This is a genomic window from Paenibacillus sp. FSL P2-0136, from assembly GCF_037975325.1.
GTDB classification, from domain to species: Bacteria; Bacillota; Bacilli; order Paenibacillales; family Paenibacillaceae; genus Paenibacillus_AQ; species Paenibacillus_AQ silagei.
The window spans coordinates 3765961-3780194 of sequence record NZ_CP150244.1 but is presented as its reverse complement, the minus strand read 5'-3'; the positions used below and the strand labels follow the sequence as shown (position 1 = coordinate 3780194).

The 14234-nt window shown below is 53.6% G+C and carries 12 protein-coding genes; 10 read left to right on the top strand and 2 right to left on the bottom strand.

Translation table 11 applies throughout. From position 1 onward, the window contains the following. Positions 1 to 179: 179 nt before the first annotated feature. Positions 180 to 1532: a TrkH family potassium uptake protein gene (locus NYE26_RS15730; protein ID WP_339257194.1), complete on the bottom strand. Its 1353-nt coding sequence runs from the start codon at positions 1530 to 1532 to the stop codon at positions 180 to 182. Between the two features lie 148 nt (positions 1533 to 1680). Between NYE26_RS15730 and NYE26_RS15725 the strand changes: the two genes are divergently transcribed. The 3 genes from NYE26_RS15725 to NYE26_RS15715 are packed head-to-tail and all read left to right on the top strand — an operon-like array spanning position 1681 to position 3065. Beyond that, on the top strand, positions 1681 to 2040 hold the full coding sequence (locus tag NYE26_RS15725; RefSeq protein ID WP_339257192.1) for a VOC family protein: 360 nt from the start codon (positions 1681 to 1683) through the stop codon (positions 2038 to 2040). Between the two features lie 60 nt (positions 2041 to 2100). Beyond that, positions 2101 to 2562 (top strand): GNAT family N-acetyltransferase, encoded by a 462-nt coding sequence (locus NYE26_RS15720; protein WP_036726608.1) that lies wholly within the window; start codon positions 2101 to 2103, stop codon positions 2560 to 2562. Further along, positions 2559 to 3065: a GNAT family N-acetyltransferase gene (locus tag NYE26_RS15715; protein WP_036726610.1), complete on the top strand. Its 507-nt coding sequence runs from the start codon at positions 2559 to 2561 to the stop codon at positions 3063 to 3065. Before NYE26_RS15720 ends, NYE26_RS15715 begins: the two co-directional genes overlap by 4 nt. Positions 3066 to 3818: 753 nt before the next feature. On the opposite strand, the gene NYE26_RS15710 is transcribed toward NYE26_RS15715, so the two are convergent. Further along, a complete protein-coding gene (locus NYE26_RS15710; RefSeq protein WP_339257189.1) occupies positions 3819 to 5141 on the bottom strand; it encodes a hemolysin family protein in 1323 nt (440 codons plus the stop codon). 115 nt (positions 5142 to 5256) lie between these two features. On the opposite strand from NYE26_RS15710, the gene NYE26_RS15705 reads away from it, so the two are divergent. The 7 genes from NYE26_RS15705 (at position 5257) to NYE26_RS15675 (ending at position 14139) form a co-directional block, all read left to right on the top strand. Beyond that, positions 5257 to 6024 carry a DUF1836 domain-containing protein gene (locus NYE26_RS15705; RefSeq protein ID WP_339257187.1) on the top strand — a complete coding sequence of 256 codons (768 nt, stop codon included), beginning with the start codon at positions 5257 to 5259 and terminating at the stop codon, positions 6022 to 6024. 82 nt (positions 6025 to 6106) lie between these two features. Continuing rightward, a complete protein-coding gene (locus tag NYE26_RS15700; protein WP_339257185.1) occupies positions 6107 to 7324 on the top strand; it encodes an MFS transporter in 1218 nt (405 codons plus the stop codon). 187 nt (positions 7325 to 7511) lie between these two features. Then, positions 7512 to 8855 carry a sugar ABC transporter substrate-binding protein gene (locus tag NYE26_RS15695; RefSeq protein WP_339257183.1) on the top strand — a complete coding sequence of 448 codons (1344 nt, stop codon included), beginning with the start codon at positions 7512 to 7514 and terminating at the stop codon, positions 8853 to 8855. 61 nt (positions 8856 to 8916) lie between these two features. Beyond that, positions 8917 to 9825 (top strand): sugar ABC transporter permease, encoded by a 909-nt coding sequence (locus tag NYE26_RS15690; protein WP_339257505.1) that lies wholly within the window; start codon positions 8917 to 8919, stop codon positions 9823 to 9825. A 4-nt stretch (positions 9826 to 9829) separates the two neighbouring features. Continuing rightward, entirely contained in the window at positions 9830 to 10678 is an 849-nt protein-coding gene (locus NYE26_RS15685) for a carbohydrate ABC transporter permease (RefSeq protein ID WP_076086200.1), read from the top strand. Between the two features lie 30 nt (positions 10679 to 10708). Then, on the top strand, positions 10709 to 12523 hold the full coding sequence (locus NYE26_RS15680) for a histidine kinase (RefSeq protein WP_339257180.1): 1815 nt from the start codon (positions 10709 to 10711) through the stop codon (positions 12521 to 12523). Beyond that, a complete protein-coding gene (locus NYE26_RS15675) occupies positions 12520 to 14139 on the top strand; it encodes a response regulator (protein ID WP_339257178.1) in 1620 nt (539 codons plus the stop codon). The genes NYE26_RS15680 and NYE26_RS15675 overlap by 4 nt, the downstream gene beginning before the upstream one ends. The last annotated feature ends 95 nt before the right edge of the window (positions 14140 to 14234 follow it).

The window sequence follows — 14234 nt, the reverse complement described above, 5'->3', positions numbered from 1 at the left end:
CGTCTGATTGCCTTGGACGAGCAGGGTCGCATTTTTAATTGTAGAGGAGATTATGATTTTCTTCTGTTACGTATAAGTGGCGTGCAGGCGTGTGGCTCGAATGTATGCGGAAAACAGCATACATTTGCTGGCGCGCAGGTAATCTCATTCACCCGTTTGTTCTTAATAGTCGCCGGCCCTTAACCGATGGTGATATTGCCTTCCGGGTAACGGTATAACTCCTTGCTGTTCTTAGGCTTGAGGGCATAGGCCAGGGTAAGCGGTCCGGTCCGGCCGACGAACATAAGAATGATCACCAGCACCTTGCCGATCGTGGTCAGCTCTGTGGTAAGTCCCATGGTGATGCCTGAGGTACCGAAGGCGGACACCGCCTCGAACAATACACTCAGGAAATCGGCGCTCTCCGTTACGGACAGCAGCATGGTGGAGATAACCACCAGCATTAGTGATAGTAATGTCATGGTTATGGCTCTGTAGACATTCTCCTTCGAGATCCGGTGGCGGAACATGACGATATCCTCTTTGCCCCGCAGCTTGGCGTAGGCGGTACTGGCCAGAATGGCAAAGGTGGTAATCTTGATTCCGCCGCCCGTAGAGCCGGGAGCCGCCCCGATGAACATCAGCAGAATCATCAGGAATTGGGTAGATTCCCGCAGCAGCGGAATCTCAATGGTGGTCACCCCGCCGGAGCGGGGCGTAATAGCTTGCAGGAAGGAGGCCATAATCTTGCCTCCGGCATGCAGCGGCTTCAGTGTAGCGTTCAGCTCCAGCCAGAAGAAGACAATGGCTCCGACCAGAATCAGCACGGCTGAAGTCGCCAGCACGACCTTCGAGTGCAGCATCAGCCGCTTGCGCTTGGGATAGTCGATCACATCGGATAAGACGATGAAGCCAATTCCGCCAAGGAAGATCAGCAGCATGGAGGTAATATTCACAACAGGATCTTCTACATACCGGGTTAAGCCGCTGAACGGCCCGTGAATATCGCCGAACAAATCGAAGCCCGCGTTGTTGAAGATGGAGATGCTATGGAATAGTCCATAATAAGCTGCTTTGCCTATCGGCATATCTACTACAAATCGGGCAGCCAGCAGAATGGCACCGGTCAATTGAATCACCAGAGAATAGATCAGAACCCGGCGGATCAGCTTCACGATCCCCTGCATGGAATTCTGGTTCATGGATTCCTGCAGCAAGAGGCGTTCCTTCAATGAGATTCGTTTGTTCAGGACCAGCGTAATCAGCGTAGCCATCGTTACGAATCCAAGACCGCCGAACTGGAACAGCACCAGCAGCACGATCTGTCCAAAGGTCGAAAGCTGCGTACCCGTATCTATGACGGCAAGTCCGGTTACACAGGTCGCAGAGGTCGCCATGAACAGCGCATCAATGAACGAGATTCTTCCGCCCGTAGAAGCGGCAGGCAGGGACAGCAGCAGGGTTCCGGCAGCGATAAGCAGCACGAAGCCGAGCGATAGTATTTTGGGCGGCGTTAGCTTCAAATGCCCAAAGAAAAGGTTAGCCAAGTTCATTCTCCTGACAATAGGGATAGGATCTGACAAGATTATAGCATAACTTATATTCTCATCCCTAAACAGGCAGGAAATTGACATATTTTATCGAAATCATTAAAGGCTGTAGGATTCAACAACTTGCACTCTATGAGGAGGCTATACTGCTGTGACAAGTCCGATACGCAATCAGATTGGTGCTGTCTTCATCCCGGTTAGTGATATCGAAAGGTCCAAGAACTGGTATTGCAGTCTGCTCGGACTGCCGCTTGAAGGCGAAGTATTATTCGGGCATCTGTATGAGGTGCCGATGCAGGGGCCGGGGATTGTGCTGGACAGCAAAATATTCACAGCCGAAGCCGTGCTGAAGGTGCCGTCCTTCCATCTGCTTACCGACGATATTGATGCCGCCTATGATTATGTCAAAGCCAGCGGAGCTGAGATCCTTACCGATATAGAGAATGACCATTGGTTTAACTTCAAGGACCCGGACGGAAACGTGTTAATGCTCTGCCGTTATATCAGTTAATTAATGAGATTAATTATAAAGGTTAATCTCATTAATTATTGTACAAGAGGAGGATTATAGATGATAAGAGAAGCACGGGCGGAGGACGCTGCCGGCATAGAGGGCTTATACCGGATTCTGCTGCCGGATTCCAGCGATATTCATGTGTCCCCCCAAAGAATAAGTCAAATTGCCGATAATCCGGATAGTCTGCTGTTTGTCTATGTAGAGGGCGGGGAAGTTGCCGGTACGGTTCATCTGCATCTGTGTATGGATGCGCTTAGCGGTGACCGTCCGTTCGCAGTGATAGAGCGTTTTGTCATCATCGAGGAGCTGCGAGGCAAGGGAATAGGAGCCTCCATGCTGCGGTTCGCAGAAGAGGCTGCCGCAGCCAGAGGTGCACTTAAGGTGATGCTGTCAAGCAAGAGCATCCGTAAGGATGCTCACCGGTTCTATGAGCGTCTGGGGTACGACGGAGAGGGAAGCAAGCTTTTCAAAAAATACATATCGCTTCAACCTACAGGAGGAACTGAACGGAAATGAACGTAACCCTAAGGGAGCTCATCCCGAAAGATGCCGCTGCGCTCTTGTGCCTGCAACACAGGCTGGATCAGGAGACCTCCTACATGATGTTTGCTCCAGGGGAGAGACGGACGGGTATTCCTCAGGTGGAGGAGAGAATTGCAGACTACACTAAGGCGGAAACCTCACTCTTGATCGGTGCCGAAGCAGACGGTGAGCTTGCAGGATATCTCTCTGTCGAAGGCGGAACCTTCAGCCGCAACAAACACAGTGCCTATATTGTTATAGGCATTCTTAAGGCTTATCAGGGCATGGGAATCGGCAGCGGATTATTCCGTGAGATGGAATTGTGGGTCAAACGCAGCGGCATCATGCGACTGGAGCTTACCGTGATGCAGCATAATGAACAGGCGGTTGCGCTGTATAAGAAGCAGGGCTTTGAAATTGAGGGCTTGAAGAGAAAGTCGCTGCTGGTGGATGGACAATGGGTGGACGAATATTATATGGGTAAGATCTATAATTAATTGCATTAACTATATGGATAGATAGCCTACACGAACAAAATCACCCTGTGGGTGAATTGCGGGTGAATGATGTAAGAAGTTATGCGGTCCACACAACTCATCTGGTCAGACCGTCCTTCCCCATCCGCCCACTTCAAGAGGCATCCGGTGAATTCAGGGGCAGGAGTACCCCTCATTTGCTTAATGTAATCGGTTTTTCGATTACATTCGGCCTACGTGGCGCCCCCCGATCCAAATGTAATCGGTTTTTCGATTACATTCGGCCACGTGGCGCCCCCGATCCAAATGTAATCGGTTTTTCGATTACATTTGGCCTACGTGGCGCCCCCGGTCCAAATGTAATCGGTTTTTCGATTACATTCGGCCTACGTGGCGCCCCCGATCCAAATGTAATCGGTTTTTCGATTACATTCGGCCTACGTGGCGCCCCCGATCCAAATGTAATCGGTTTTTCGATTACATTCGGCCTACGTGGCGCCCCCGGTCCAAATGTAATCGGTTTTTCGATTACATTCGGCTTACGCGGCGCCCCCGATCCAAATGTAATCGGTTTTTCGATTACATTCGGCTTACGCGGCGCCCCCGATCCAAATGTAATCGGTTTTTCGATTATATTCGGCTTACGTGGCGCCCCCGATCTCTGTGCCTCCCTTATCCACAAAAGAAAGAAACTATGATTTCCTAAATAAGAGCAAAGGCGCTCCCCGATAACTCACGGGAAGCGCCTTTTCCTTTACAGCATATCTATAAGACTTACTCGTGGTGTGCATCTGATTCTTCGGTGACCGGAAGATCGATCAGGATCTCCACCTTGCGGATACGGTGGCGGTTCATCTCGCGGGCCGTCAGGATGACATGCTCGTAGGTGAGGCTTTTGCCGACAGCCGGCTCTTCCATATGGCTGTACAGCCATCCGCCGATTGTGGTGACTTCTTCATCATGGAAATCAAGTCCGGTAAGATCCTTGACCTCCAGCAGGGAGACATTGCCGTCGAACAGATAATGAGTGTCGCTCAGCTTCTCCACATTTCTGCGCTCATCCTCGTCGAACTCATCGCGGATCTCACCGACGATCTCCTCCAGAATATCCTCAATCGTAATCAGACCGGAGGTGCCGCCGTATTCATCCAGCAGCAGGGCGATATGCACACGCTCCTTCTGCATACGGGTCAGGAGGGTCTTTACTGGCGTAACCTCCGATACTGTCACCAGAGGCAGGATCAGGCTTTTGAAATCGAAATCAGGATTATTGTCGTATTGCAGGTAGAGCTGCTTGGTATTAATCATGCCAATGATATTATCTTTGCTGCCGTCAGCTACAGGGAAGCGGGTATACTGCTCCTTGCGGATAATTTCAAAATTCTCCTGCAGCGAATGATCGGTGAACAGGCATACCATATCTGTCCGGGGAACCATAATTTCCTTGGCGAGCATCTCATCAAAGGTGAAAATCCGGTTAACATAACCATATTCCGCTTTGTTGATTTTGCCGCTCTCATAGCTCTCGGACAAGATCAGGCGAATCTCGTCTTCACTGTGCGCGTCGCCGTGTTCACTGGCAGGCTTCATGCCGAACATACGGACGAGCAGGTTGGCGGAACCGTTCATGAACCAAATCAAAGGGTACAATATTCTGTAGAACCAAATAATCAGCGGTGCGGTAATCTGACCAATTTTCTCCGGAATATTAATAGCGGCGGTCTTCGGTGCAAGCTCTCCGACCACGACGTGGAGGAAGGTGGCGATAATGAAGGCCAAAGCAAAAGCAATGGGCTTACTAACGTTGTGACTCACACCAGCCAGATCAAACAGTGGAATGAGCAGCTGCTCAAAGGCAGGCTCTGCCAATGCCCCGATCCCGAGTGCAGTAATCGTGATACCGAGCTGACAGGCGGACAGATATCCGTCCAGGTTAGCGGCTACCCGCTGTACTGCCAGTGCGTTCTTCTTGCCGTCCAGCACCATTTGGCTGACCTGGCTGCCCCGTAATCTCACTACTGCAAACTCCGTCGCTACAAAAAATGCGGTTAAAATAATCAAAATTGCCACGAGCGTCAAACTAAGTCCTATACCCATATAATCTTTACCATCCCTTTCGTCCCTAAAATAGGTTATACTCATATTATGAGTTCATATGAACCTATTGTACGAACTTTTCAGTGAAATATCAAATGGTGGAGGGTTGCCAGCTATGGAAGCTTTTACACTTAGCCGGATAGAGATGTCCGGACTATTACTGTCTCTAGGGCCCAACTCGGAGCGGAAGCCGCTCCATATTCTGCAGGAAGCCTGGACCAAGTTCCACCGCGACGAGGTGCGGGAGGGGACAAGTCTGCCCGCTTTTCTGTCTACGGATATCCCCCCGATTCTGCAAAAGCTGATCAAAGGCGGCGGCGTCAAAGGGCTGTCCCTGGGTGAAATTGCTTCGCTTGGCGGTCTGATTGAGTATTCCACTTTATCCGTCTCTGCTATGCAGAATTGGGTGAAGCGCGATTTCAAGGAATATCTCGGGTCCCCGCGTGAAGGGAAGAAGTACTCCATTAATCAGGCGGCCATTCTATTTATAATAGATGATCTGAAGGCGGCGCTTGATTTCGAGAGCATCAGGCAGCTCTTTCGTATGCTGTTCCTGGCGCCTGATCGCGATGACGATGATCTGGTAGAGCCGGCACAGCTGTATCACGGGTATGCTGAGCTGTTCGAGGAGATCAAGACCCGTTCCCCGGTGCCGGCTGAGGGGCAGGCTCTGACCGGAAATCCCAAGGAATACCTGTGGAAATCGGACAGCGCAATCAAGTCGGCCATGGACAAAATGATGAAGCGGCTCAGCCACCTGAGCAGAGGGCAGCGGGATGCGGTGCAGAATATGCTGCTGATCGCTGCGATTTCGGTGCAGACCTGTTATTTTCAGGCGATGGCCCGGCAATATTTCAATGCCGTGTTATTCCTTGATTTTTGAATCATCCGCTTCTAGAATGTGTAAGTGATACTAGTCAGGAACTATTGGATTAGCGGGAATCAGGGGAGAGGGGCCTTAAGTCATGTGGAATCAAATGTCGCTGCTGCAGAATCCGAAGCAGCGGAAGCTGCTCTTCAGTGCAGGTCTAAGCTGGATGTTCGACGCGATGGATGTAGGGATGATCTCGTTCGTCGTGGCTGCACTAGCCAAGGAATGGTCGCTGGGACCGGAAAAGATCGGCTATTTAACCAGCATTAACTCGGTGGGGATGGCGGTCGGTGCAGCTGCCGCCGGAATTCTGGCGGACCGCTTCGGCCGCAAATCGGTGCTGCTCTGGACGCTGCTGATCTTCTCGATTGCAAGCGGACTGTCGGCCTTCGCCGCAGGTTATGCCGTGCTGTGTGTGCTGCGCTTCATTGCCGGCTTCGGGCTGGGCGGAGAGCTGCCGGTGGCTTCTACGCTGGTATCCGAGAGCATGCCGGTTAAGGAAAGAGGCCGTGCTGTTGTGCTGCTCGAGAGCTTCTGGGCGTTAGGCTGGATTCTGTCGGCGCTGATCGCTTATTTCGTCATTCCGGATTACGGCTGGCGGATTGCCTTCGCCATTGGCGCGGTACCGGCGCTATACGCGCTCTATCTGCGCAAGGCGATTGATGACTCCCCGAAGTTCGCGGAGATCAAGAAGGCTCCTCCAGTGCCCCTGCGTAAGCGTGTGGCGGCAGTCTGGTCGGCAGAGCACCGCCGTTCGACCATCATGCTGTGGATTCTGTGGTTCACCGTGGTCTTCTCTTATTATGGAATGTTCCTGTGGCTGCCGACGGTGATGGTACTGAAGGGCTTCAGTCTGGTCAAAAGCTTCGAGTATGTGCTGATCATGACTCTCGCCCAATTGCCGGGATACTTCACCGCCGCCTATTTCATCGAGAAATACGGCCGCAAGTTCGTAATGGTCATCTATCTGCTGCTGACAGCCGTCAGTGCTGCCTGGTTCGGGAATTCAACGACCGAGGGCATGCTGATGGCTGCCGGGATCTGCCTGTCGTTCTTCAACCTGGGAGCCTGGGGCGGGATGTACGCGTATACGCCTGAGCTGTATCCGACTAAGATCCGTTCCACAGGTGTGGGACTCGCCACCTCCTTTGGACGGATTGGCGGCATTATTGCCCCAACATTGGTTGGCCTGATGGTCGGCAAGGCGGTCGGGATCGGCTCCATCTTCATGATCTTCTTCGTTACGATTGTAATCGGCGCCCTGGCGGTGCTGTTCCTGGGGAAAGAAACGAAGGGACTGGAGCTAGAGTAGACTGCTGATGGAATAGATTCATACTTAGCAGAACTTAACAGGACTAACAGGCCAGCCGGGAGATTCCGGCTGGCTTTTGTCTTACTTATTTGATATAACCCCTTACTTTTCTGGATTTACCCTATGCAGGGCGTTCCGTATAATCATTTATGTAACCGCTTACTTCACAAATTTGAGGAGGCAACAGATGACAATCAAGGGGAACAAAGGACTTGTACTGCTTCTAAGCTCCATATTGCTAATGACTACGGCTGGATGCTCATCCAGCGGTGCGAATTCAACAGACGGGGCCAAGGCTTCTTCCAAGACAGAGGGTTCGGCACCTGCAATCGAGCTGCGCATGACCTGGTGGGGCTCACAGACACGCCACGATCTGACCACCAAGATGATCAAGCGCTTCGAGGAGAAGAATCCGGGCATCAAGATTAAGCCGGAATATTCCGGCTGGGACGGTTATTTCGATAAGCTGTCTACCCAGGTAGCAGGCTCGAATGCTCCGGATATCATTCAGATGGACTATGCGTTCCTGTCCGATTACGCCAAGCGCGGCACCTTGCTTGACCTGACGCCTTATACCCAGGATGGGTCGCTGCGGACGGAGGACCATGACAGCAGCATGCTCTCGGCAGGAAGTATTGACGGCAAATTGTACGCCGTCACGCTTGGAGTGAACGCTCCCGGCGTGGTCTATAATGCTTCCGTGCTTCAGGAGCTGGGAATTGCGGAGCCGCAGGAGTCATGGACGTGGAAGGATTTTGCGGAGATGGCGAATGCAATTGCTAAGAAGAAGGGCGACGGCTACTATGGGACGCCGGATATTTCGGGCACTACGAACATCTTCGAGGTATTCGTGCGCCAGAACGGGAGCGGCCTGTTCGCCGGGAACAAGCTGGGTGTCTCCCGGGAGGTCATCGATGAATGGTTCAATTACTGGCAGGGGCTGCGGGACAGCGGCGGCGCTACAACGGCAGAGGTAACTGCCGCGATGACGAATGCTCTGGAGACCCGGCCGCTGTCCGTTGGCCAGTCTGCCCTTGATTTTGCCTGGTCCAACCAGCTGATTACCTATCAGAATGTGCTGAAGGATCAGAGCCAGAAGCTGAAGATGCAGGTGATTCCGCATATGGAAGGGGAGCAGAAAATCGGCGAATATCTGAAGCCCGGCCAGTTCATCTCCGGGAATGCCAAGACCAAGTATCCCAAGGAGGTAGCGAAGCTAATTGACTTCATGGTCAATGACCCGGAAGGCACCGCTATTCTGGGGGCTGAACGGGGAGTGCCGGTCAATTCCGCAGTGCGGGAGCAGCTGAAGCCGTCGCTTACCGCCGAGGAGCAGTTAATCTTTGATTTTATCGATGTGGTCTCCAAGCATTCCAGTGATATTGACCCGCCTTACCCGCAGGGCTTCTCGGAGATTGATAAGAACTTCAAGAGCGCCAGCGAGCAGATCTCCTTCGGTCAGGCCGGCATTCCGCAGGTAAGCGAGCAGTTCATCTCCGGTGCTAACGCCATACTGGACAAGGCCAAATAAATACAGAGGAGCGAGAGAGCCATTGAGTGCAGATCTGATGACAGTAGATAGACCAGCAGGCATGAAGCGGCGTAAAACAAAGCTGCGCTACAATCAGAACGGGATTGCCCTCCTGTTCCTGTCGCCCTGGCTGCTGGGGCTGGTGTGCCTGACCCTGGGGCCGATGGCGGCCTCACTCTATTTTTCTTTTACAGATTACAGTATTCTGGAGAGCTCCAGATGGATCGGACTGGATAATTTCACAACGATGCTCACTGCAGATCCGTTATTTATCCAATCGCTTAAGGTGACGTTTATCTTCGTATTCGTATCGGTGCCGCTGAAGCTGATGTTTGCCCTGGCGGTCGCTCTGCTTCTTAACAAAGGAATACGGGGCCTCAGCATCTATCGGACGGTCTACTACATCCCTACGCTGCTTGGAGGCAGTGTCGCTATTGCGATGCTGTGGCGCAAGATGCTCGGCGGCGACGGGCTGCTTAATCAGCTGCTGGCCATGGTGGGGATACAGGCACCTGACTGGGTATCGAATCCCAAATACTCGCTGTATTCGCTGATCCTGCTGTCGGTATGGCAATTCGGCTCGTCGATGATCATATTCCTGTCCGGGCTGAAGCAGGTGCCGCCGGAATATTATGACGCCTCTTCGGTGGACGGTGCGGGCAAGGTGGGGCAATTCCTGCATATTACGCTGCCGGTGCTGTCTCCAGTTATCTTTTTCAATGTCATCATGCAGACGATCACCGCCTTCCAGTCGTTCACCCAAGCATTCATTATCAGTAACGGCAGCGGGGGACCGGTGAATTCCACCCTGATGTATTCGCTGTACCTGTACAAGAAGGGCTTCTCCTTTTTCCAGATGGGCTATGCCTCGGCGATGGCCTGGGTACTGGTGCTGCTGATCGGGATATTCACACTCCTGCTATTCGGCAGCAGCAAGCTGTGGGTGCATTATGAAGATGGGGGGAAATAAAGCTATGGATACAGGCAGCGCGTCGAAAAGTGCCATATGGCTCAAGCACTTCATCATCTGTCTGATCGCCTTTGTCATGCTGTACCCGGTGCTGTGGCTGGTAGGCAGCTCGTTCAAGCCGGCGAATATGATTTTCTCGGAAATCTGGTTCTGGCCCCGGCAGTGGAATTTCCATAATTATGTAAGCGGCTGGTTCGGCTTCCAGGGCAGCTCCTTCGCCCGGTTCCTGCAAAACTCGGCTCTGGTCTCTCTGGGGGCCGTGCTCGGTAATGTGATCACCTGCTCCATGGCGGCTTATGCGTTCGCGCGGCTGAATTTCCGGTTCAAGGCACTGGGCTTCGCGCTGATGCTGATGACGATTATGCTGCCGCTGCATGTGACCCTTATCCCGCGTTATATTCTCTTTAACAGCCTGGGATGGGTGAACACCTTCGCGCCGCTTATTCTGCCCAAGTGGATGGCGACGGACGGCTTCTTTATCTTCCTGACGGTACAGTTCATCCGCGGCTTGCCGAAGGAGCTGGACGAAGCGGCAACGATTGACGGCTGCGGCCCGGTGCAAATCTTCAGCCGGATTATTATTCCGCTGGCGCTGCCTGCGCTGATCACGACGATGATTTTCACCTTTATGTGGACCTGGGATGATTTCTTCAGCCAGCTCATCTTCCTTAGCGACATCGGGAAATACACCGTACCGCTCGGGCTGCGGCTGTTCCTGGACTCCAGCTCGCAGTCGGATTGGGGACCGATGTTCGCCATGTCGGTGCTGTCGCTGGTGCCGTGCTTCATTCTCTTCATCACGCTGCAAAAGTATTTCGTGGAAGGAATTGCGACATCCGGCCTGAAAGGATAGAATCTTGGGAAAAGCATAGGGATGGGGCAGATGCAAAAAAGAATGCTCGGCACCTGGCTGCTGCGGATCAGGCGGAGCAAGCTCTCCACGCTGATGGCGGCCAGTATTATTACGTTCAATCTGATCTTTCTCGGGTTCATAGTCCTGCTGGCGTACCGGACCTTCTCGGACGTAACCTTCAGCGAGATCAGCACCACCAGGCTTGCCCTGCTGAATGAGAGCACGAAGCGCGGCTTCGACTTCATGACCAATGTGTCAGGCACCGCCTACTCTATTGCCGCGAACAAGAACGTTATTGAGGGGCTGGAGACTACGCCTGGCTCCAAGTATCAGATGATCTCCAGGAGGCGGGAGATTACGGAGATTCTCCAGCATTCGCTGGTGCTGAACGAAGGGGTAAGCTCGATTGAGATTTACAGTGATTTGTTCAGCGGGGTGCCGCAAAGCTCCACGGACCTTGTCTTTCCGGTCTCTTCGATTAGGAACGAGAGCTGGTATCCCCAGCTGAAGCAGGCGGATTCGCTCTGGGTTCCCCTGGAGGGCAGCGGCGGCGAAGACGAGCCTTATCTGATCGGCCATATCCAGCATCTGTTCGGAAATGAAGGCAAAACGATCGGCTACCTCTATATCCGGCTGTCTGCAGACGATATCCTGAAGCAGTTCAAGGATATTCCGGCTGTGCTGGACGGCCAGATTCATCTGGTGGATACAAGCGGTAATCTTCTGCTGCTGGTGAACAAGGAGAGCGGCTCTGCCGGTAAGGCTGTACTGGAGGCAGACTGGCTCTACCAGCATACGTATGAAGGCAATGAAGGCTATGAGCTGCTGAAAAAAGACGGGCAGTCCTATCTCGTCCTGTTCTCCAGACCGAGCACCATTTCCTGGCGGCTGGTCCAGGTCATCCCCACGCGTGAGCTGCTGCAGGAGGTTCGTAAGGCGGACAGGCAGGTGATCGGGATCGGCTTGCTCTGTCTGCTCTTGTCGGCGCTGCTGGCGTACTTCTTCATCCGTAATATGATCCGTCCAGTGCGCAGGCTGATTCAGGAGATGCGGAAGCTGGAGCGCGGAGATTTCCGGGCCAGTATGAGTGAGTCGCTGACGGAGGAATACACGCAGATGTCTTACGGCTTCAACCACATGGTGAACCGGCTGCAGGAGCTGGTGCAGAGTGAGCGGGAAGCGAGCGCCGCGAAGCGGGAGGCGCAGGCAGGGCTGCTGGAGGCCCAGATTAAGCCACATTTTCTGTACAACACGCTCGATATGATTCATTGGAAGGCGATGGATTACGACGCCCAGGATATCAGCTACATGATCACCCAGCTTGGGAAAATGCTGCGCATCGGCCTGAGCGGCGGCAGAATGCTCATTCGTCTGCGCGACGAGCTGGAGCATGCGCGGTGTTATGTGAGCATCCAGCAGGAACGGCTGCCGATTGCCATCGAGTATACGGAGTCCATTGCGGACCCGGCGGTGCGGAGTTATTTCATTCCGAAGGTCATTCTCCAGCCGCTGATTGAGAATTCAATTATTCATGGCAGCCGGGAGCCTGGCTCCGTCCCTTTGCAAATTCACCTGGAGGTCAGGGAGGTCAAAACGCCGGGAAGCCAGCCTTACCTGCAAATCACGCTGCTGGATAACGGCCGGGGCTTGGCGGAAGGCTGGTCGATGGAGCAGGTGAGCGGCATCGGCACCCGGAATGTGATGAGCCGGATTCAGCTGTACTGCGGAGAACCGTACGGATTATACTTGGCCAACCGGCCGGAGAGAGGGGTTGCGGCTATGATTACGCTGCCAGTCATTGAGACGGAGGAGCAGCTGGAGCGGCTGCTGCGCGATCAGCTATGAGCCGCTCAATTCTGCTGGTGGATGACGACCCGCATATTCTTAAAGCCCTTACGAGACATGTGGGCTGGGAGCAGCTGGGCCTGACCCTGGCTGGAACAGCGGTCAACGGCCATGAAGCGCTGAAGCTGTTCCGCAGGCTCTCTCCCGATCTGGTAATGACCGATGTCTATATGCCGGGCATGGGCGGGCTGGAGCTTACAGAGGCGCTAAGGGAGCTGGCACCGGAGCTGCCGGTTATTATCCTGAGCGGCTACGAGGAATTCGAGAATGCCCGGCAGGCGATGCGCTGGGGCGTCAGCCATTTCCTGCTGAAGCCGGCCCGGGTAGACGAGATCGAAGCTGTGCTCCGCGCGGTGCTGCTGGATCTGGATGCCGGAGAGCAGAAGAAGCGGCTGGAGGAGCGCTATCAGCAGGAAATCGGCCGCACGCTTCCTTTTCTGCGGGAACGCCTGCTTATGGAGCTGCTATCCACCCGCTACAGCGCGGAGGAATGCTCCGAGGAACGGCTTGGATATCTGCAGATTACCCGTCCGCAGCGACTGGCGGCGGCCAGTATCCAGCTTAACCGCCCATCGCCGCTGCATAAGCTGAAGGAGCGCGAATGGCAGCTGCTGCGCTTCGGAGCCGGTAATATTTGCCGTGAGACGCTGCAGAACAAGCTTGCCGGACATCCCTCTGTGCAGGGTCATGTGCTCGATTATTCCGACGATCTGCTGGTGGTGCTGCTGTTGGACCGTGAGGCGGGGGAGCCGATCCCCGTTCTGAAGGAAGTGGTTCAGGAGACGATGGATAAGATCCGAAATTACATTCAGCTTCAGGCCTATGCCGGCATCGGTTCGGTCAAGACTGCTATCCATGAACTGATCGATTCGTACCTGGAGAGTAGGGAGGCGCTTGCTTCTGCGGAGTTTCAGGAGACCAGCCCTATCTATGCCTATGAGCCGTGCGGAAGCACCAACCCCTGGACCCTGGAGGACTATTCCCGGCTGCTCCAAGAGTGGAATGAGGTGCTGCTGTGCAGGGATTCCTCAAAAGTATGGGAGACCTGGGAGATCATCTTCGGCAGGCTCCGGCAGGATGACCAAAATAATATTCAGGACATACAGACGGTGTGTGTCGGGCTGTTCACTACGCTGATGTACTATTGGAATGCCTGCTGCCCAGGCCGTACTCCCCCTATGAGCATGTCCGAATTCCTGCAGGCGGTGACGGGCTACTATACCTGGAGAAGCTTGACGGAGTGGATGGGCCAGATGATCCCGGCCTTCCTGACCGCAGCTTTTACCGAGATGAACGTCAAGAAGAACCGGCTGGTAGAGAGCGTCAAAAGCTATGTGGAAGCCCACTATACCCAGGAGATCAGCTTCATGGGCCTCGCACAGGAGCTGCATGTGCATCCGAAATATCTAAGCCAGCTGTTCAAACGGATCAGCGGTGAGAATTTCGTCAGCTACCTGAACCAGTACCGGGTGGACCGGGCCATCGAATTCCTGCAATCCGGCCAGCATATGGTGTATGAGATCAGTGAGATGGTCGGCTTCAACAACCCCGCCTATTTCAGTCAGGTGTTCAAGATGATTACCGGGCGCAGCCCGAGTGATTATTTGAAGGGGTGAGGGTGGGGGGGCTATTGCAGCCCGCAGGGTGAGTATAGTATATTCTTATGGAGACACAAACGAACGTTCTCATTGCCCGGCAGGTAACATCAAGT

Coding starts and splice junctions, on each gene's coding strand:
- NYE26_RS15730 (WP_339257194.1), bottom strand. CDS start 1,532: ATGAACTTGGCTAACCTTTTCTTTGGGCATTTGAAGCTAACGCCGCCC.
- NYE26_RS15720 (WP_036726608.1), top strand. CDS start 2,101: ATGATAAGAGAAGCACGGGCGGAGGACGCTGCCGGCATAGAGGGCTTA.
- NYE26_RS15715 (WP_036726610.1), top strand. CDS start 2,559: ATGAACGTAACCCTAAGGGAGCTCATCCCGAAAGATGCCGCTGCGCTC.
- NYE26_RS15710 (WP_339257189.1), bottom strand. CDS start 5,141: ATGGGTATAGGACTTAGTTTGACGCTCGTGGCAATTTTGATTATTTTA.
- NYE26_RS15705 (WP_339257187.1), top strand. CDS start 5,257: ATGGAAGCTTTTACACTTAGCCGGATAGAGATGTCCGGACTATTACTG.
- NYE26_RS15700 (WP_339257185.1), top strand. CDS start 6,107: ATGTGGAATCAAATGTCGCTGCTGCAGAATCCGAAGCAGCGGAAGCTG.
- NYE26_RS15695 (WP_339257183.1), top strand. CDS start 7,512: ATGACAATCAAGGGGAACAAAGGACTTGTACTGCTTCTAAGCTCCATA.
- NYE26_RS15690 (WP_339257505.1), top strand. CDS start 8,917: ATGAAGCGGCGTAAAACAAAGCTGCGCTACAATCAGAACGGGATTGCC.
- NYE26_RS15685 (WP_076086200.1), top strand. CDS start 9,830: ATGGATACAGGCAGCGCGTCGAAAAGTGCCATATGGCTCAAGCACTTC.
- NYE26_RS15680 (WP_339257180.1), top strand. CDS start 10,709: ATGCAAAAAAGAATGCTCGGCACCTGGCTGCTGCGGATCAGGCGGAGC.
- NYE26_RS15675 (WP_339257178.1), top strand. CDS start 12,520: ATGAGCCGCTCAATTCTGCTGGTGGATGACGACCCGCATATTCTTAAA.